The sequence below is a fragment of the Pseudomonas sp. GW823-FHT02F05 genome (genome assembly GCF_058797315.1).
Map to the genome: position 1 here is coordinate 182856 of NZ_JBXAJM010000013.1, position 18659 is coordinate 201514.

18 protein-coding genes are annotated in these 18659 nt (G+C 62.7%); 4 read left to right on the forward strand and 14 right to left on the reverse strand.

Annotated elements, in window-relative coordinates; all coding sequences use genetic code 11:
* Positions 1–7 precede the first annotated feature (7 nt).
* The 10 genes from AC1RAC_RS17265 to AC1RAC_RS17310 all read right to left on the reverse strand — a co-directional run bounded on the left by AC1RAC_RS17265 (position 8) and on the right by AC1RAC_RS17310 (position 11107).
* Positions 8–703 (reverse strand): ABC transporter ATP-binding protein, encoded by a 696-nt coding sequence (locus tag AC1RAC_RS17265; RefSeq protein ID WP_492616836.1) that lies wholly within the window; start codon positions 701–703, stop codon positions 8–10.
* Complete coding sequence (locus AC1RAC_RS17270) at positions 703–1452, reverse strand: ABC transporter ATP-binding protein (RefSeq protein WP_054917444.1); 750 nt, start codon at positions 1450–1452, stop codon at positions 703–705. The genes AC1RAC_RS17265 and AC1RAC_RS17270 overlap by 1 nt, the downstream gene beginning before the upstream one ends.
* Positions 1449–2459, reverse strand: a complete 1011-nt coding sequence (locus AC1RAC_RS17275) for a branched-chain amino acid ABC transporter permease (RefSeq protein ID WP_096143775.1) — start codon at positions 2457–2459, stop codon at positions 1449–1451. Before AC1RAC_RS17275 ends, AC1RAC_RS17270 begins: the two co-directional genes overlap by 4 nt.
* 1 nt (position 2460) lies before the next feature.
* A complete protein-coding gene (locus AC1RAC_RS17280) occupies positions 2461–3321 on the reverse strand; it encodes a branched-chain amino acid ABC transporter permease (protein WP_003192337.1) in 861 nt (286 codons plus the stop codon).
* 57 nt (positions 3322–3378) lie between these two features.
* Positions 3379–4581: an ABC transporter substrate-binding protein gene (locus tag AC1RAC_RS17285; RefSeq protein ID WP_492616837.1), complete on the reverse strand. Its 1203-nt coding sequence runs from the start codon at positions 4579–4581 to the stop codon at positions 3379–3381.
* Positions 4582–4817: 236 nt separating this feature from the next.
* Positions 4818–5585, reverse strand: coding sequence for a FadR/GntR family transcriptional regulator (locus AC1RAC_RS17290; RefSeq protein ID WP_492616838.1), 768 nt, complete (start codon positions 5583–5585; stop codon positions 4818–4820).
* Positions 5586–5697: 112 nt separating this feature from the next.
* Positions 5698–6453 (reverse strand): alpha/beta hydrolase, encoded by a 756-nt coding sequence (locus tag AC1RAC_RS17295; RefSeq protein WP_492616839.1) that lies wholly within the window; start codon positions 6451–6453, stop codon positions 5698–5700.
* A gap of 107 nt (positions 6454–6560) precedes the next feature.
* On the reverse strand, positions 6561–7973 hold the full coding sequence (locus AC1RAC_RS17300; RefSeq protein ID WP_490614333.1) for an efflux transporter outer membrane subunit: 1413 nt from the start codon (positions 7971–7973) through the stop codon (positions 6561–6563).
* On the reverse strand, positions 7966–9936 hold the full coding sequence (locus AC1RAC_RS17305; RefSeq protein WP_057974970.1) for a MacB family efflux pump subunit: 1971 nt from the start codon (positions 9934–9936) through the stop codon (positions 7966–7968). The genes AC1RAC_RS17300 and AC1RAC_RS17305 overlap by 8 nt, the downstream gene beginning before the upstream one ends.
* 1 nt (position 9937) lies before the next feature.
* Positions 9938–11107, reverse strand: coding sequence for an efflux RND transporter periplasmic adaptor subunit (locus AC1RAC_RS17310; RefSeq protein WP_057974969.1), 1170 nt, complete (start codon positions 11105–11107; stop codon positions 9938–9940).
* A 326-nt stretch (positions 11108–11433) separates the two neighbouring features.
* Here AC1RAC_RS17310 and AC1RAC_RS17315 point away from each other — a divergent pair, with 326 nt between their 5' ends.
* The 4 genes from AC1RAC_RS17315 to AC1RAC_RS17330 all read left to right on the forward strand — a co-directional run bounded on the left by AC1RAC_RS17315 (position 11434) and on the right by AC1RAC_RS17330 (position 15659).
* Positions 11434–11916 (forward strand): sigma-70 family RNA polymerase sigma factor, encoded by a 483-nt coding sequence (locus AC1RAC_RS17315; protein ID WP_313043706.1) that lies wholly within the window; start codon positions 11434–11436, stop codon positions 11914–11916.
* Positions 11917–12035: 119 nt separating this feature from the next.
* Positions 12036–13373, forward strand: a complete 1338-nt coding sequence (locus AC1RAC_RS17320; RefSeq protein ID WP_054897439.1) for a lysine N(6)-hydroxylase/L-ornithine N(5)-oxygenase family protein — start codon at positions 12036–12038, stop codon at positions 13371–13373.
* A 187-nt stretch (positions 13374–13560) separates the two neighbouring features.
* On the forward strand, positions 13561–14781 hold the full coding sequence (locus AC1RAC_RS17325; protein WP_014719028.1) for a putative DNA modification/repair radical SAM protein: 1221 nt from the start codon (positions 13561–13563) through the stop codon (positions 14779–14781).
* Positions 14778–15659, forward strand: coding sequence for a TIGR03915 family putative DNA repair protein (locus AC1RAC_RS17330; protein ID WP_054917426.1), 882 nt, complete (start codon positions 14778–14780; stop codon positions 15657–15659). The genes AC1RAC_RS17325 and AC1RAC_RS17330 overlap by 4 nt, the downstream gene beginning before the upstream one ends.
* 127 nt (positions 15660–15786) lie before the next feature.
* On the opposite strand, the gene AC1RAC_RS17335 is transcribed toward AC1RAC_RS17330, so the two are convergent.
* From AC1RAC_RS17335 to AC1RAC_RS17350, 4 genes are read right to left on the reverse strand one after another with little or no spacing between them, the layout of a single operon-like run.
* Positions 15787–16284 carry an Lrp/AsnC family transcriptional regulator gene (locus AC1RAC_RS17335; RefSeq protein ID WP_236456484.1) on the reverse strand — a complete coding sequence of 166 codons (498 nt, stop codon included), beginning with the start codon at positions 16282–16284 and terminating at the stop codon, positions 15787–15789.
* Between the two features lie 4 nt (positions 16285–16288).
* The gene (locus tag AC1RAC_RS17340; RefSeq protein ID WP_003192318.1) at positions 16289–17119 is read right to left on the reverse strand and encodes an ABC transporter ATP-binding protein; all 831 of its coding nucleotides are present in this window, start codon (positions 17117–17119) and stop codon (positions 16289–16291) included.
* 3 nt (positions 17120–17122) lie between these two features.
* The gene (locus AC1RAC_RS17345) at positions 17123–17836 is read right to left on the reverse strand and encodes an ABC transporter permease (RefSeq protein ID WP_054897441.1); all 714 of its coding nucleotides are present in this window, start codon (positions 17834–17836) and stop codon (positions 17123–17125) included.
* The gene (locus AC1RAC_RS17350; protein ID WP_072446155.1) at positions 17833–18534 is read right to left on the reverse strand and encodes an ABC transporter permease; all 702 of its coding nucleotides are present in this window, start codon (positions 18532–18534) and stop codon (positions 17833–17835) included. The genes AC1RAC_RS17345 and AC1RAC_RS17350 overlap by 4 nt, the downstream gene beginning before the upstream one ends.
* Positions 18535–18659 lie beyond the last annotated feature (125 nt).

Sequence of the window (18659 nt, forward strand, 5' to 3'; positions counted from 1 at the left end):
TCTCCACTCAGGCACTCAAGGCCAGGTATCGGTTTTTGATCGTCGGATCGGCGCGGAAGTCAGCGGCGCTACCCTCGTACACCACGCGGCCCTGTTCGAGCACGTAATGACGGCCGGCGAGCTTGTCGCAGACCATCAGGTTCTGTTCCACCAGCAACACCGGCAGGCCCTCGTCCTTGACCTTGCGCAGGATCTTCACCAGCTCGTCAACGATCACCGGGGCCAGGCCTTCAGTGGGTTCGTCGAGGATCAGCAGCTTGGGGTCGTTCAGCAGGGCGCGGGCGATGGCGAGCATCTGCTGTTCGCCGCCGGACAACGCATGGCCGGCGTTTTTGCGCCGCTCCTTGAGGCGCGGGAACATGGCGTATACGTCTTCCAGTTGCCAGCGGCTGTGCTTGCGGGCAGCGATGCGCAAGTTTTCCTCCACCGTCAGCAGGCGGAAAATCCCGCGGTTTTCCGGCACCAGCGCCAAGCCCTGGCGCGCAATTTCAAAGATCTTTTGCCCTACCAACGCCTGGCCGTTGAAGTGGATCTGACCCTGGCGCGGGCAGATGATGCCGAGGATGCTGCGCAGGGTGGTGGTCTTGCCGGCACCGTTACGGCCGAGCAGGGTCACCAGTTCGCCAGGGTTGACGCTCAGCGACACGCCTTCAAGCACATGGCTTTTGTCGTAGTAGGAATGGATATTCTCGACGATCAGCATCAGGCAGCCTCCCCAAGATAGGCAGTACGCACACGTTCATCGGCGCGCACGAACTCCGGCGTGCCTTCCACCAGGATCTGCCCATGGCTCATCACCGTGATGCGCTGGCTGATGGACATGACGATGCTCATGTTGTGTTCGATCAACAGCACCGTATGGTCGCGCCCAAGGTCGCTGATCAGTTGGGTCATGATCGGAATATCGTCGATGCCCATGCCCGAGGTGGGCTCGTCGAGCATCAACAGTTTGGGTTTGGAGCAGATCGACATGCCCACCTCCAGCACCCGTTGCTGGCCGTGGGACAACTCACCGGCCAGGGTGTCGGCGCGTGCCGTGAGTTGCAGGCGTTCCAGCACCTGGTCGGCCATCTCCAGGTGTTCGCGCTGGCTGTCCACCCGACGCCAGAAGTTCAAGGCACGCGAGCCATCGCGGCCTTGGGCGGCCAGGCGCAGGTTTTCGCGCACGCTGAGGTTCTGGAACAGGCTGGTGAGTTGGAACGAGCGCGCCATGCCCAGGCCGACGCGGCCGTGGGCGGGCTTGCGCATAAGGTTCTTGCCGTCGAAATGGATCGCCCCGGCGGTGGCCTGGCGTTCACCTGTCAGGCAGTGGAACAGGCTGGTCTTGCCCGCGCCGTTGGGGCCGATGATGGTGTGGATGGTGCCGGCTTCAACCTTGAGGTTGACGCCATTGACCGCGTGGAACGCGCCGTAGGCCAGCTCCAGGTTTTGGGTTTCCAGCAAGACACTCATAGCCCGTCCTCCTTGGCGACGACCGCGGGTTTGCGCGCGCCGCGCACCTTCTCGAATAGCGACGCGAGGCCGCCCCACAAACCGCCGCGCATGAAGATCACCACCAGGATCAGGATTACCCCCAGCAGCATCAGCCAGCGCGGCCACAGGTCGGAGAGAAAGTCGCCCAGCAGCACGATGGATCCGGCGCCCAGCAGCGAGCCGAACAGCGAGCCGGTGCCGCCGACGATGGTCATGATCAGGATGTTCTCGGACATTGCCAGATCGATATTCGACAGCGGCACAAAGTGCAGCAGCATGGCGTACAGCGCCCCGGCAATCCCGGTGACCGCACCGGACAGCACGAACACCAGGATCTTGAAGTGGCGCGTGTCGTAGCCGATGGCCGAGGCGCGGGTTTCGTTCTCGCGGATCGCCATCAGCGTGCTGCCAAACGGCGAAGCGATGACCCGGCGTGCGCCGATGAAGATCAGCAGGAACAGCACCGCGACAAAACCATAGAAGGCACGGGCGTCGGCCAGGGACAGCAGCACGGTGTCGCCCACACGAATTTCCGGGCGCGGCACGCTGAGCAGGCCGTTGTCGCCGCCGGTCCAGTCGCTCAGGGTGTAGGCGACGAAGTACGCCATCTGGCTGAACGCCAACGTGAGCATCACGAAGTAAATGCCCGTGCGCCGAATCGCCAGGGCGCCCACCAGCAGCGCCAGGAAACCACCGGCAATCGCCGCGCCGAGCAACGCGGTGAACAGGCCCAGTTGCAGGTGGATCATCAACAGCGCCGCACAATAAGCACCGGCACCAAAGAAGATGCCTTGGCCGAAGGACAGCAGCCCGGTATAGCCCAGCAGCAGGTTGCAGGCGAGGGCGGCCATGGCAAAGATGAGGATCTCGGTGGCCAGGGTCGCCGAGGGCAACACCAACGGCAGGCCGATCAGCACGGCCAACACCCACAGCAACATGGCTCTGGATTGGGTCTTGGCAAACGGCAGCGGGTTTTTATCGCTCATGTCAGGCTCTCCCGAACAGGCCATAAGGGCGTACCAGAATCACCACGGCCATGGCGCCGTAGATCATCAGGCTCGCACCCTGGGGCCAGAGTGTGGTCATCAGGCTTTGCACCACGCCCACCAGCAAACCGCCGACCAGCGCACCGCTGAACGAGCCCATGCCGCCGATCACCACCACCACGAAGGCGATGCCCAGAATCTCCGGGCCGACAAAGGGCTGGGCGCCGCGCAAGGGCGCAAACAACACCCCAGCGACACCGGCCAGGGCGACGCCGAGGGCGAAGGTCATGGAGAACAGGCGGAAAATATTGGTGCCCAGTAGTGACACGGTTTCGGTGCTTTCACTGCCAGCGCGCACCAGAGCACCGAAGCGCGTACGCTCCAGCAGCAGCCACAGGCCCAGGCCCACCAGCCCGGAAAACACGATAAGGAACAGGCGGTAGTAGGGGTAGACGAAATCACCTACCACCAGCACGCCGCGCAACAGTTCCGGCACGGCGACGCTTTTGCCCACCGGCCCCCAGATCATCACGCTGGCTTCCTGGATGATCAGGGCGATCCCCAGGGTCACCAGAATCTGGAACATGTGTGGCAAGTGGTAGATGCGCTGGATGAGCAAGCGCTCGATCACCCAGGCCAGCGCGGCCACCACCAGCGGCGCGATCAGCAGCGCCAGCCAGAAGTTGCCGGTGAGGCTCACCGCGGTGTAGCAGATGTAGGCGCCGAGCAGGAAGAACGCGCCGTGGGCGAAGTTGACGAAGTTGAGCAGGCCGAAAATGATCGTCAGCCCTACCGCGATCAGGAAGTAGATCATCCCCAGCCCAAGGCCGTTGAGAATCTGGAACAGGTACAAATTAAGCATGCAGGCACCCTCCGCAGACGGCCGCTTGCACGGCCCTGCGCGACAAAAGTTAAGCGGTCAGCCGAGCGCGCAGCCCGTCGCCTCGACTGCAGGGAACGATTGGCCAGCGCTGAGCACTTTGGCCAGGTCGTCCTTGTCAGCCATGTCGCCGCTGGCCTTGCCGATCAGCAGGTAGTAGTCCTTGATCACCTGGTGGTCGCCGGCGCGGATCGACTCCTTGCCGGTCGGGCCTTCGTAGCTCAAGCCTTGCAGAGCCTTGGCCACGGTCGGGCCATCGAAGCTGCCGGTGGCAATGATGGTGTCGAGCATGACTTTGGTGCTGATGTAGTCGGCGGCCAGCGGGTAGGTGGGGTTGATGCCGTACTCGGCTTGGGTCAGCTTCACCAGTTCACGGTTGAGCGGGGTGTCGACCTGGTGCCAGTACTGTGCGCCGAGGTACACGCCCTCGAGCACATCGCTGCCCAGTTCTTGGAACTGATCCAGGCCGGCAGACCACACCAGCAGCACCTTCATGCGCTCCTTGATGCCGAAGTTCACGGCCTGGCGCAGCGTGTTGGACGATTGGCTGCCAAAGTTGAGCAGCACCAGCACATCGGGCTTGGTGGAAATGGCGTTGGTCAGGTAGCCGGAGAATTCCTGTTCCTGCAACGAGTGGTAGCTGTTGCCCACGTGTTCCAGACCATGCTCCTTGAGCACGTTTCTGGCGCCTTCGAGCAAGGCTTCGCCGAATACGTATTGCGGGGTGATGGTGTACCAGCGCTTGGCGTCCGGCAGCAGCTTGATCAGCGGCACCATGGTTTCGCGTATCGCGCCGTAGGTGGGCACCGACCAGCGGAAGGTCGCCTTGTTGCAGTCCTTGCCTGTCACTTCATCGGCGCCCACCGGGGTCATGAACACGCCGCCGACCTTGTCCACTTCCTTGGCCACTGCCAGCGCGGAAGATGACAGCGTGCATCCCTGGAAGAACCGTGCGCCGTCCTGCGCGATGGCCTCCTGCACCTTGCGCACTGCCTTGCCGGCGTTGCCTTCGGTGTCGATGACCTTGTAGTTCAGTGGGCGGCCGAGCAATTGGGCGTGTTGCTGCACCGCCAGGCGCGAACCCATGTCGGCAAATTTGCCATAGCTGGCAAAGGCGCCAGACATGGACTTGAGGCCGTAAAAGGTAAAGGGCTCGGCGGCGAATGCCGAACGCACGCTCAGCGGAAGGCTGAGGACGGCGGCGGCGGTGAGGCTGGCTTTCAATAACGTACGACGCTGCATGGGGTGACTCCCTGGTTTAGTTATTGGCAGGAGCGGCAAGGGCGATACGGTGGAGCAAGGGCCTGTGGGCAGGCTTGTTATTGGATAACTCGATTTCGCGGGTGAACGGGGTCAACTGTGGGAGCTGGCTTGCCTGCGATGGCATCGACTCGGTCCCCTGTAACACCGAGGCGCCCGCATCGCAGGCAAGCCAGCTCCCACATTGATCGGGTTCCCACATTGGATTGTTGGCGTGTTTAAGGGTGGTCGAACTCCAGTAGGAAATGCGGGCTCACTTGGCCTTCCAGCGCGGTCATATGGTGTTCGGCATCGCACATGTGTTCATGCATCAAGCTGCGCACCGCGCTTTCGTCCCCGGCGCGAAAGGCGACCAGCAGTTGCTTGTGATAGTCGAGGTTGGCCGCGTCGAACTGCTTGCGTTTGGGCTTGTAGGCCTTTTTCAGCACCACCAGGTCGCGCAGCAAGTCATTGAGAAACTGCGCCATGAAACTCAGCAGCGGGTTGGGGCAGGCCCGGGCCAGCAGGTTGTGGAACTCCAGTTCCGCCAGGCGTTGTTCGCGCTGGCCGGCTTCGCTGTCTTCGGGGGCGCTGCAAAAATCCACATTGGCTTGCAGGGCGGTGTAATCGTTTTCGCTCAAACGCCCGAGCACCGACACCGCCAATTCCACTTCGATGACCTTGCGCAGTTGGTAGACCTGCTCGCCGTCCAGGTGCTGGAAGTGCAAGTAATTGCGCAAGGCGCGGCTGGCCGGCTCGGTGCCGGCCTGGTTCAAGTAAGCCCCGCCGCTGGGGCCGGTGCGCGTGCTCACCAAGCCCTCCACTTCCAACGCCTTGAGCGCTTCGCGTGCCGAACCCTTGGAACACTGGAAGCTTTCCATCAGCTCGCGTTCGGTGGGCAGGCGGTCGCCGGGCTTCAAGGCGTCGGTGACGATCGAGCGCTTGACCGACTCGACAATCACATCGGACAGCTTCTGGCGTTTGCGGCGTAGCGGGCGAGTCAACATGGCGGTGATTTATCGTATTAATGCGGATAAATAGCACTTAATAACGATTGGGGAAGTGCGTCAACGCAGGCTGTCGTTTTTGGTGGCAAGAGGTCGTAAATGCGTGGGCTACTTACTCCCAGGCGCTGAGGTCGAGACAGCGCGTGGACGCCGGCGGTTGTCTACCATAAGCGAGAAAATCCCCCAGCCAGCGGTTGACGCAGCCGTCGGCGCCTGCGCGCGCCGACTCCTTGAGCAAGAGTTGCTCTACACCGGTGGCGACTGCTTCGCCAGGCTCGGCATTGATCAGCACCATGCGCCCGACACGCTCGGGAAACAGCGTACCGTAGAGGCTGCCGAGGCGGGTGGCAGCGGCGTTGCCCAGGTAGTTGAGGCGCGCCTCGTCAAGTTGCCCGCGCACGAACTCCATGTCCCGCGCGGCCTGTTCCACGGCATTGCCCTCGCGCAGGTCGCGGGCGCTCAGCTCGATGACGTCATAACGGTCGACCAGGGTGCGATAGGCCTGGGTGGCAAGCGACTCCCAGCGGCTGGCGAGGTGAAGAACGAAAGGCGCGTCCTTGGCCTGGAGGGGTTCGCCGGCCTGGATGAACACGACACCTTCACGGTTGAGCGGTTGCCGTGCGCCTACCCGTGTCACGCTCAAGCTTAGGCGGCCGCGCTGGGGGGCGGCATGGTCGCGGGGGACGTTGACCAGGCCGCATTGGGTGCGGCCAACCACTTGCGGGTTCAAGTGCGCCGTCGTGGTGAGGGGGCAGTCCAGCAGCCAGTCGATTGCGGTGGGGGCGATCAAGGGTTTGGCCAGCGCCAGGTTCGGTATCAACCAGCAGCCAATGCAGGCCAGGCCTTTTACAACAACGCTGGGTTTCATCATGAGGTCCCGGGCTTCCGTGTGATAACGGCTTTTTTACCAAGGACCTTGAGGTGGAGAATGTAGGGTGAAGAAACAACTCGTGTATGAAATATGAGTTTCGTTTATCAGATGTTGGTTTTCCAGCCACCGCCTAATGCCTTGTACAGGGCGATGCTGGCTTGTAGGCGCGACAGGCGCAGTAGCACGTTCTGGTCCTGGGCGCTGTACAAAGTGCGCTGGGTTTCCAGCACCGTGAGCAGGTCTTCGGCACCGGCTTCGTAGCGGCTCTGGGCAATCTGAAACGCGGCCTGCGCCTGTTGCAGCTCCTCGCTTTGCCACTGGCGTTGCTGGTCAAGGCGGGTGATGCTGCTGAGGGCTTTTTCCACATCGGCAAAGCCATTGATGATTGCCCCGCGGTAGCTTTGCAGCAGTTCATCCTGGCGTGCCCGAGCCTTGTCGCGCTCGGCGCTCAGCCGGCCATTGTTGAAGATTGGCGCCATCAGGCCCGAGGTCAGGGTGTAGAAGGGGCTGCGCAAGACCTCTTGGGCCTTGTATGCGCCAGAGCCGAGGGTCGCGCCCAATGTCACTGAAGGCAGCATCGCTGCACGGGCCACCGTGACGTCGGCACGGGCCGCTGCCAACTGGGCCTCGGCCTGGGCGAGGTCGGGGCGCCGGCTCAATAACTGGCTCGGTACACCGGGCCCGATACTCGGCCAGGTCAATGCCTGGAAGGGTTCAGCGCCCAGTTCCAGGGCCTGTACGGGTTGACCAAGCAAGGCGGCCAAAGTGATTTGCGACTCTTCGACCGATTGCTGGATCAGCGGCAATTGCCGTTGCTGGCTGGCCACCAGGCTCTTCTGTTGAGCCAGTTCCAGGGCCGTGGCGGAACCGGCGTCGTGGCGGGTCTGTACCAGGTTCAGCACATTGCGCGCATTCGCCAGGTTGAGCTCGGCAATCTGCAGGCGCTGGCGTGCGGCCAGGGTTTGCGCGTAGCGGTCGGCGACATTGCTGAGCAGGGTCAGCTCCACGTTGGCCTGAGCGAACTCACTGGCGTGCAGGCTCTGCACGGCGCTGTCGCGCGCAGCGGCGCGGCCCCCCCAGAAGTCGATTTCATAGCTGGCGGTGAGGCTGGCGTCATAGCTGTTGACGGTCCGATTGCTTTCGGTGGCGTCCAGGTCCGAGTTGCCGCTGCCGCGCAACAGCCTTTGCCGGCTGGCGGTGAGGTTGAACTTCAGTTCCGGCAGCAGCGGTGCGCCGGCAATCACCGCCGTGGCCTGGGCCTGACGGACCCGCGCCATGGCGGCTGCTACGTCGAAACTGTCACGACGGGCCTGGTCGATCAGGCGGTTCAACGCCGGGCTGCCAAACTGCGTCCACCAGCGCTGGTTGATGGCTTGGGTCGCTTCGCGTTCTGCATAGTGCCAGGCGGCGGGCGTGGCGAGGCCGCTGTCGATGGCCGGCGGGTTAGCGCCACAGGCCGTGAGCAACAGGCACACACTGAACGCTGACAGTCGTGGAGTGAGAGATCGTTTATTCACTGGTCAACGCCTTAACCGGATCGAGCCGGGCAGCTTTACGGGCCGGCATGAAGCCGAATACGACGCCGGTAACCAGCGCACAGCCAAACGCGCCGAGCACCGCCACCAGGGAAAACTGCACCGCCACTTCAGCCAGCACCAGCACGCCGCCCACCAGCAATGCCAGGGCAATACCGAACAGGCCGCCGACCACCGAGAGCATCACCGCCTCGGTGAGGAACTGGCGCAGGATGTCGCGCTGGCGCGCCCCGGTCGCCATGCGGATGCCGATTTCACGGGTGCGTTCGCGCACGGTCATCAACATGATATTCATCACGCCGATGCCGCCCACCAGCAGGGAGATCGCCGCAATCGAGCCGAGCATCAGCGACAGGGTGTTCTGGGTGCGGGCTTCGGCCTGAATCATCGCGGCATTGTTGGTCAGCTCGTAGTCGCGCTTGCCGTTGTGCAGCTTCAGCATCAACTGGTCGATGGCGCGTTCGGCTTCATGCACCTTGCGTGCATCGGTGGTGGCAATCGCCACGTATTCGGGGTTGTAGCTGCCGAACAGGCGGACACTGGCGGCGCTGTAGGGAATGGCGACACGGTCGTCACTGTCCTTGTTGCCGGAGCTTGAGCCTTTTTCCGCGAGCACGCCGACCACCTGGAAGGGTACGTTTTCGATCAGGATGTACTGGCCGATAGGGTTGGCCACGTCCTTGAACAATTTTTGGCGGATGCGCGCGCCGATCACGGCGACCGTGGCGGCGGCGCGTTCGTCGGCCTCGGTGAAGTAGCTGCCCTCGACCACCGGCCAGTTGAAGATCTCCGGGAAGTTGGTGTCGTTGCCCCCCACGTAAGCCATGTAGTCGACGTTGCCGAAGCGCACTCCCGCGTCGGTGCCGTTGACCGGCATGATGCGCTTGACCTGAGGCAGCGTCGCCAGGGCCGCGACATCGTTGAGGGACACGATACCCAGCGGCGTACGCGGGTTGGGCGAAGATCCGCTGAGGTAGATGATATTGGAGCCGAATGCGCCCATCTGCGCCATGACCTGGCGCTTGCTGCCTTCGCCCACTGCCAGCATCACCACCACCGACGCGACGCCGATGATGATGCCCAACAGCGTCAGCGCCGTGCGAAAACGGTTGATCCACATCACCCGCCAGGCGGCCTGCACGGCATCCAGCAATTCGGCTTTCCAGGCACCATTGTGCTCGGCGCCGTCGACCAGGCGTTGGCGCAGGTCCACGGCGTGCAAGGCGCCGGCCGCCACGCTGGGTGTGGCCGCGCGGGTGTCAGCCGAATCGCTGATGATCTGGCCGTCGCGAATCTCGATGATGCGGTTGGCTCGCGCCGCCACTTCACGGTCGTGGGTAATCAGAATGACCACATGGCCCTGGCTCGCCAGTTCGTCGAGCAAGGCCATGACCTCGGCGCCGCTATGGCTGTCGAGGGCGCCGGTGGGTTCGTCGGCGAGGATGATATGGCCGCCGTTCATCAGGGCGCGGGCGATGGACACCCGTTGCTGTTGCCCACCCGACAGCTGGTGCGGCCGATTGCCGGTGCGCTCGGCCAGGCCCAGGCGGGTGAGCAGGGCGCTGGCGCGGGCATGGCGTTCGGCGGCGCTGATGCCGGCATAGATCGCCGGCATCTCGACGTTTTCCTGGGCGGAGCCTGAGGGAATCAAGTGGTAGCCCTGAAACACAAAACCGAAGGCTTCGCGGCGTAGCCAGGCCAGTTCGTCGCTGCCCAGGTGGGCGACGTTTTCCCCGGCGAACAGGTAGTCGCCCTCGGTGGGGCGGTCGAGGCAGCCGAGGATGTTCATCAGCGTCGATTTACCCGAGCCCGACGCGCCGACAATGGCGACGAACTCGCCGGCATGGATCGACAGGTCGATGCCGCGCAACACATCGACCTGCGGGCTGTCGCCGCCGCCGTAGGATTTGCGGATGCCTTTGAGTTCAATCAGGGGCGTGGTCATTTCAGCCCCCATGGCTATCAACCGGGCCGATCAACAGGTGGTCGCCCTCGCTCAACCCCTCGAGCACTTCCACCCGCAGGCGGTCGCTGATGCCCAGGCGCACTTCACGGTCTTCGATGGCTCCGTTTTTTGCGACCACCCGGGCGATTTGCGCTGCGGAGCCGGGCACGCTTTGCAAGGCGGCGACGGGTACGGAGAGGGCGTCCTTGACTTGGCTGGCGACGAAAAAGACCTGGGTGGTCATCTCGGCCATCAGCGCGTTGTCGGCGTTGTCCACGTCCAGCAGCACCGTGTACAGCACCACTCGGCCAGTGCCGCTCTTGCTGGTGCTGCTCGGGCTGCCGCTGCCCTGGGTTTCGTTCAAGGGTTTGGGCGGGATCGGCAGGATCTGGCGCACGGTGCTGGTCCAGCGCCGGCTGCCACCGCTCAGAGTGGTGAAATACGCGCTCATGCCGGGTTTGACATGGCCGATGTCGGCTTCGGAGACTTCCGCCCACACCGTCATGGGCGACAGCTTGGCGATGCGCAGGATCAGCGGCGTTTGCTGTTGCGCGTTGAGGGTCTGGCCGACGCGTGCATCCACGGCCACCACGGTACCGGTCATTGGCGCGTAGATGCGCGTGTAGCCCAACTCGGCTTCATCGCTGCGCAGGCTGGCCTGGGCCTGGCGGATCTGTGCCTGGAACATCTGCACCCGCGCCTGGGTCGCGCTGAGTTCCGCCTTGGCGGTCTGCACGTCTTCCTCGCGGGTGGCGTTGCCGGCACTCAGGCGCTGCTGACGCTGGTACTTCTGATGGGCCAGTTGGTGCTGGGCTTTCTGCTCCTGCAACTGAGCCTGCAGGTTTTCGATGGCATAGCGGCTGGCGTCGAGCTTGGCTTTTTGCGTGGCGGGGTCGATCTCCACCAGCAATTGGCCCTCTTGGACCTGGTCACCGGCCTCGACGTGGATCTTGCGGATCTGCCCGGAGGCTTGGGCGCCGACGTCTACGTAACGTCGCGGTTGCAGGGTGCCCAGGGCGGTGACGCTGTTTTCGATGTCGGCGCGGGTCACGGTGACGGTGGCCAGGGCATCGCGGCCCGGCGTCAGGCCCTGCCAGGTGGCAAACGCAACGATGGGAATCAGGCACGCCACCACAAGCAGGGCGCGTCGGGCAGGTCGAGGGCGTTTCATGGGTAGCTTCCAGCCAGGAAAGTTCGGGGCGCAGTCGCGCAGAGCTGACAGGTAAACGAGGAAAATGCTCCGGAATTTAGGCTGTTACATAAGTAGTTACAGCGCGAATTGCGAAAAAAACCGACCGCTGATGAGAGAGTTCTTTAAAAGTAGATGAGAATTACTATAAATTGCACACACTCAAACTGCCATCATCGGTGATGGCAAAACCGCCAATGATTGCGGGCGCATCCAGGTAAGGGGATGCGCTCTTGGGTTTTTCGCGAGCAAGCTCGCTCCTACAGGGGCCGGGTGTCGTTTGTACCAAGGCCGTGGGGTCAGGAGTCATGTTGGAAAACTACTATCGCGAGCTGGTGTGTTTCCTCAACGCCAAGCTGGGCAACCGTCAGGTGGCCGAAGATGTGGTGCATGACGCTTATGTGCGGGTGCTCGAGCGCGCAAGCGACACCCCGATCGAACAGCCCCGCGCCTTCCTGTACCGCACCGCCTTGAACCTGGTGATCGACGGCCATCGGCGCAACGCCGTGCGCCAAACCGAGCCCCTGGATGTGCTGGACAGCGAAGAGCGCTTCGCCGCCTGTTCCCCCCACGCCAGCCACGATCAGGGCCAGCGCCTGGAGATGCTCGAGCGCGCCTTGGCCGAGCTGCCGGTGGCCTGTCGCGACAGTTTCCTATTGCGCAAGCTCGAAGGCCTGTCCCATGTGCAAATCGCTGAACGCCTGAACATTTCCCGCAGTCTGGTGGAAAAACACATCGTCAATGCGATGAAGCACTGCCGGGTGCGCATGCGCGAGTGGGAAGCGCACTGATCGGCTGTTAGTTAAATTTTATTTCACTGTCCTCGTTTCCTATCAACACACGGCCTGTTGTTCAGGCCATGAAGGTATTCCCGCCCCACCGCCATGGGGCTTATCCAGAGGACACTGGAATGACACAGGCAATTGCTTCGCCCGCGGTTCATGACCTGATCGGGATCGGTTTCGGCCCTTCGAACCTGGCGCTGGCCATCGCCCTGCAGGAGCGTGAAAAGGCCCAGGGCAAGCTGGACGTGCTGTTTCTCGACAAACAAGCCGACTACCGCTGGCACGGCAATACCCTGGTGACCCAGAGTGAACTGCAGATTTCCTTCCTCAAGGACCTGGTGACCCTGCGCAACCCCACCAGCCCGTACTCCTTCGTCAACTACCTCAAGGCCCACGACCGCCTGGTGGACTTCATCAACCTGGGCACCTTTTACCCTTGCCGCATGGAGTACAACGACTACCTGCGCTGGGTGGCGGGGCAGTTCCAGGCCCAGGCCAACTACGGCGAGGAAGTGCTGGCCATCGAGCCGATCCTGCATCAGCAACAGGTCGAGGCGTTGCGCGTGATCTCCCGTGATGCCCAGGGCGAGCAGCATGTGCGCACCACCCGTTCGGTGGTGGTCAGCGCCGGCGGCACACCGCGCATCCCCGAGGCATTCAAGGCGCTCAAGGGCGATAGCCGGGTGTTTCACCATTCCCAGTACCTGGAGCGCATGGCCAGCCAGCCGTGCGTAGACGGCAAGCCGATGCGCATCGCCGTGATCGGCGGCGGCCAGAGCGCGGCAGAAGCTTTTATCGACCTCAATGACAGCTTCCCGTCGGTGCAGGTCGACATGATCCTGCGCGGTTCGGCGCTCAAACCGGCCGACGACAGCCCGTTCGTCAACGAAGTGTTCTCGCCGGCCTTTACTGACCTGGTGTTCCAGCAAGTCGGTGCCGAGCGTGAGCGTTTGGTCGCCGAATACCAGAACACCAACTACTCGGTAGTGGACCTGGACCTGATCGAGCGAATCTACGGGATTTTCTACCGCCAGAAAGTCTCCGGCATCGCCCGCCAGGCGTTCCGCACCCTGACCGTAGTGGAGAAGGCCACCCCAGGCCCGCTGGGTATCGAACTGGCCCTGCGCAATAGCGCCACCGGCGAAACCAGCCTCAACCATTACGACGCGGTAATCCTGGCCACCGGCTACGAGCGCCAGATGCACCGTGAACTGCTGGCGCCGCTGCAAGCCTACATGGGCGACTTTGAAGTGGCCCGCGACTACCGCATCGTCACCGACGAGCGCTGCAAGGCTGGCATCTACATCCAGGGCTTCAGCCAGGCCAGCCATGGCTTGAGCGATACCTTGCTGTCGGTGTTGCCGATTCGGGCGGATGAGATTGCGGCGTCGTTGTATGCGCTGGACCATCACCGTGGCAAGGCGCGTTCAGTGCAGGACTTGCTGCTGGCAACCGCCAGCTGACCGATCCCCTTATTGTGGCGAGGGAGCTTGCTCCCGTTCGGGTGCGCAGCGCCCGCAAGCTTTTGGGGCCGCTTCGCAGCCCAGCGGGAGCAAGCTCCCTCGCCACAAGAGCTCGCTCCTACAGACGGCACTTGTGACAAAGTGTGGCTATTGGTACTGTACAAAAAACCAGTATCGGTAGCCCTCCATGCAGTTGATCGAAAAACTCAGCATCCTCGCCGACGCCGCCAAGTACGACGCGTCCTGCGCCAGCAGTGGCGCGCCCAAGCGCAGTTCCGAGGGCAAGGCGGGGCTGGGTTCCACCAATGGCATGGGCATCTGCCACAGCTACACGCCCGATGGCCGTTGCGTGTCGTTGCTCAAGGTGTTGCTCACCAACTTCTGCCTCTACGACTGCCAATACTGCGTCAACCGCCGCTCCAGCGACGTGCCCCGTGCGCGCTTCAGCCCGGAGGAGGTGGTCACCCTGACCCTGGATTTCTACAAGCGCAATTGCGTCAGTGGGCTGTTCCTCAGTTCCGGCATCATCCGTTCGTCGGACTACACCATGGAGCAACTGGTGCGGGTCGCCAAACTGCTGCGCGAAGAGCATGACTTTCGCGGTTATATCCACCTCAAGACCATCCCCGATGCCGACCCGGCCCTGATCGCCGAGGCTGGCCGTTATGCCGATCGCCTCAGCGTGAATATCGAACTGCCCACCGACGCCAGCCTGCAGACCCTGGCGCCCGAGAAGCAGATCGGCTCGATCAAGCAGGCCATGCAGACCATCTACACCGGCGAACAGACGGTGCTCAACGAACCCCGTGCGCCACGTTTTGCCCCGGCCGGGCAGAGCACGCAGATGATCGTCGGTGCCGACGACACCGACGACAGCACCATCCTGCACGGTGCCGAGGCGTTGTACGGTAATTTCAAGCTGCGCCGCGTGTATTACTCGGCGTTCAGCCCCATCCCCAACAGCCCGAAAAGCGTACCCCTGGCCGCGCCGCCCTTGATGCGTGAGCACCGCTTGTACCAGGCTGATTTCCTGCTGCGCAGCTACGGTTTCAGCGCCAATGAGCTGTTCGCCGGCCCCGGTGACCTGGCACTGGATATCGACCCCAAGCTGGCCTGGGCCCTGGAGCATCGTGAGGTGTTCCCCCTGGACCTGAACCGCGCCGAGCCGACCCTGATCGCACGTATTCCCGGCATCGGCCTGCGCACCACCCAGCGCCTGGTCGACCTGCGCCGTGAACGCAAGATCCGCTTCGAAGACCTGGCGCGCATGCGCTGCGTGCTGGCCAAGGCCAAGCCGTTTTTCATCACCAGCGACTACCACCCGCAGCAGGCCGACAGCACCAGTGTGTTGTTGCGCGAACAATTGCGTGACCGTCCGCAGCCGCAACAGATGGGGCTGTGGGGATGATCAGCCTGGAGTGCGACAACCTGTTCAGTACCTGGCGCGAACAGGCCCGCTGGTTGCTCAGCCATCAGGTCGACCCCAGCCAGGTCAGTTGGGGCGAGGTGCAGGCGGCGGACCTGTTCGCTACCGATGAACTGATCCCACCAGGGATGGGGCCGTTTCAGGCGCGCATACCCAAGGCGTTGTTGCAATTGCTGGAGTCCGCTGCCTGTTATCACGGTGATCAGCGCTGGAGCCTGTTGTATGAAGTGCTGTGGCGGGTCAGCCATGGTGATCGCACCGCCATGCTCGCGGGTGACAAGCTTGGCAGCGAATTGCAGCGGCGCATCAAGCAAGTCAGCCGGGAAGCCCACCACTTGCATGCGTTTGTGCGCTTCATCGCGCTGCCGGACGGGGCCGGGCCGGAACTGCCGGAGTACGTGGCCTGGCATGAGCCGGCCCATGACATTCTCAAGAGCGCCAGCGAGCATTTTATCGGGCGCATGGGCCGCCATCGCTGGATGATCGCCACGCCCCTGGACGGGGTGTATTACGACGGCGAGCAATTGATTCATCAGCGCCAGTGCCCCGAGGCCTGGCAGCAACTGGCGCAGAATGTTGAAGATCCCCACAGTGCGATGTGGTTGACCTACTACAGCCACATCTTCAACCCGGCGCGGCTGAACCCCAAGGTGATGGAAGGGCATTTGCCCAGCCGGTTCTGGAAGAATTTGCCGGAGGGCAAGTTGATCCCGGGGCTGATCAGCGAGGCGCGTACGGGCAAGCAGAAGGATGGGCAGGCGAAGCTGGTGGGTGCCAAGCCAGGCAAAAGAATTGCAAACCCGGTCAATGTGGGAGCTGGCTTGCCTGCGATAGCGGTCGACCCGTCAGATGTGGGGTGACTGATTGATCGTTCCCACGCTCTGCGTGGGAATGCCACCCTGGACGCTCCGCGTCTGCTCTTGAAGTTGTGACGCGGAGCGTCATTGGATGCATTCCCACGCAGAGCGTGGGAACGAGCTAGCTGGTTCAGGCCAGTTCGGTCGCGGTGTTCTTGACCACCGCCAACTCCGGATGCGCCACCAGCTTATCAATGTGCAACTCATCATTGTTCAACCAGTTCTCGGTCAGCACCCGGTAATGCTCCATATCCCGGCAGCGCATGCGCAGGCTGTAGTCGAACGGCCCGCTGATCAACTGGCATTCGAATACCTGCGGGCAGGCTTTCACGCAGGCTTCGAAGGCCTTTTGCGCCGAGCGCCCGCTTTGGTTGGACAGGGCCACCAGCACCAGCAGCGACAGCCCCGGTGAGACCATCTGCACATCGATGATCGCCCCATACCCACGGATCACCCCGCGTCGCTCCAGCTTGCGCACCCGCTCCAGGCAGGGCCTGGGGGTGAGGTGCACCAATGACGAGAGCTTTTCGTAGGTGATACGCCCCTGATGCCTGAGTACGTCGATGATCGCTTCGTCGATGCGATCCAGCGTAGGGGAAGAATGGGGTCCGTTGGCCTTGGTATCCATGAGTTCACTTCAAACGGTTAGAAAGAAATTGCTGCAAGCGTTCGCTGGTGGGATGGTCGAGGATCTCGGCGCCGCCGTGTTCTTCGACTCGGCCCTGATGCAGGAACAGTACTTGGCTGGACACCTGGCGGGCAAAGCCCATTTCGTGGGTGACCATCAGCATGGTACGACCTTCCTCGGCCAACGTCTGTATGACTTTTAGCACTTCTCCAACAAGCTCCGGGTCCAGGGCTGAGGTAGGTTCATCAAACAGGATAATCTCCGGCTCCATCGCCAGCGCCCGCGCAATCGCCACGCGCTGCTGCTGGCCGCCGGACAGGAACGCCGGGTATTGGTCCGCCACGCGGCTCGGCAGGCCGACCTTGTCCAGGTACAGCCGCGCTCGTTTCTCGGCTTCGGCGGCGCTCACGTTCAGCACCCGGCGCGGGGCCATGGTGATGTTTTCCAGCACGGTCATGTGGCTCCACAGGTTGAAGTGCTGGAACACCATGGCCAGGCGCGTGCGCAGGTTTTGCAGTTGCGCCTGGTGCGGCGCGCGGGTGCCGGCGCGGCCTGGTTGCATTTCGATGCTGATGCCGTCCAGGGTGATCACCCCGGCGTCAGGCTGTTCCAGAAAATTGATGCACCGCAGCATCGTGCTTTTGCCCGAACCGCTGGCGCCGATCAAGCTGATCACATCGCCCTGGCGTGCGTTGAGGGACACGCCCTTGAGCACTTCGTGTTCGCCGTAGCGTTTATGGATACCTTCGACTTGCAGCTTGATGGCCGCCGTGGCGGTGTTGCCGACGGGTACATCCATTGGATAAGCGGCCAGGGCCTGCGCGGACTGATTCATGGGTTAGCCTCGGGTAGGAACAAGAAAGCGCATCCAGCGACGTTCGGCCAGCCTGAACAGGCCCACCAGTGCAAAGGACAGCAGCATGTAAAGCAGGGCGGCGATGCCGAAAGCCTGGAAGGTCAGGAACGTCTCGGCATTCGCATCGCGGGCGACCTTGAGGATGTCGGCGACGGTGGCGGTGAACGCCAGCGACGTGGCGTGCAGCATCAGGATCATTTCATTGCTGTAGGCCGGCAGGGCGCGACGCAATGCTGCGGGCACGATCACAAACAGGTTCAGCCGCCAGCCGTGCAGGCCATAGGCGCGTGCCGCTTCGATCTCGCCATGGGGAATGTTGCGGATTGCCCCGGCGAAGATTTCCACGGTGTAGGCGCAGGTGTTGAGCACAAACGCCAACAGCGTGCAGTTCAGCGCATTGCGGAAAAACTGGTTGAGCAGGGCGTTGTCCTGCACCACTTCCAGGCTGTACAGCCCGGTGTAGCAAATCAGCAGTTGGATATACAGCGGCGTGCCGCGGAACAGGTAGGTGTAGACCTCCACCGGCCAGCGCAGCCAGAAATGCTCTGAGACGCGTGCCAGCGCCAGGGGGATCGACAGGGCGAAGCCCAGTACCACCGAGATAATGAACAGCCACAAGGTCATGGCGACACCGGACAGGCCGCTGCCATCGCTGAACAGGTAGGCCAGGCCGTATTGCTGGAACAATTCGATCATCGCGCCATCCCCTTGATGCCCAGGTTATAGCGCCGTTCCAGGCGCTTGAAGATGCGGTTGGAGAGGGTGGTAATCACCAGGTACACCAGGCCCGCGAGGATCAGGAAGTACAGCGGCTCGCTGGTGGACTTGCCGGCGTTCTGCGCGGCCTTGACCAGGTCTGACAGGCCGATGATCGACACCAGCGCCGTGGACTTGAGCAGCACCAGCCAGTTATTGCCCAGGCCCGGCAGGGCAAAGCGCATCAGTTGCGGGAACAGCACCAGGTGAAAGCGCTGCCAGCGGCTCAGGCCGTAGGCGGTGGCGGCTTCCAGTTGGCCGGCCGGCACGCTGAGGATCGCACCCCGGAAGTTCTCGGTGAAATACGCGCCGTAGATAAACCCCAGGGTGATCACCCCGGCGGTAAACGGGTCGATTTCAACGTAGTCCCAGCCGAACGCTTCGGTCAGGTCGTTGAGCCACAGTTGCAGGCTGTAGAAGATCAGCAGGATCAGCACCAAGTCCGGCACGCTGCGGATCAACGTGGTGTAGAGCGTGGCCGGCACGCGCAGCCATTTGGCGCTGGAGAGTTTGGCGCCCGCGGCGACCAGGCCAAGGGTAAGGCTCAGGGCCAGGGCGAGGAGCGCCAGCTTGAGCGTCATCCAGGCACCCTGGGCCAGCATGGGGCCGTAGCCTTGCAGGTTGAGGAGGTCGTTCATGGGGAAGATCTCGAAGGAGTGCACGGATTTACTGTGGGAACTGCTTGTTGTGGCGAGGGAGCTTGCTCCCGTTCGACAGCGCAGCTGGAGCCGGCTTTTTGGGGGCGCTTCGCACCCCAGCGGGA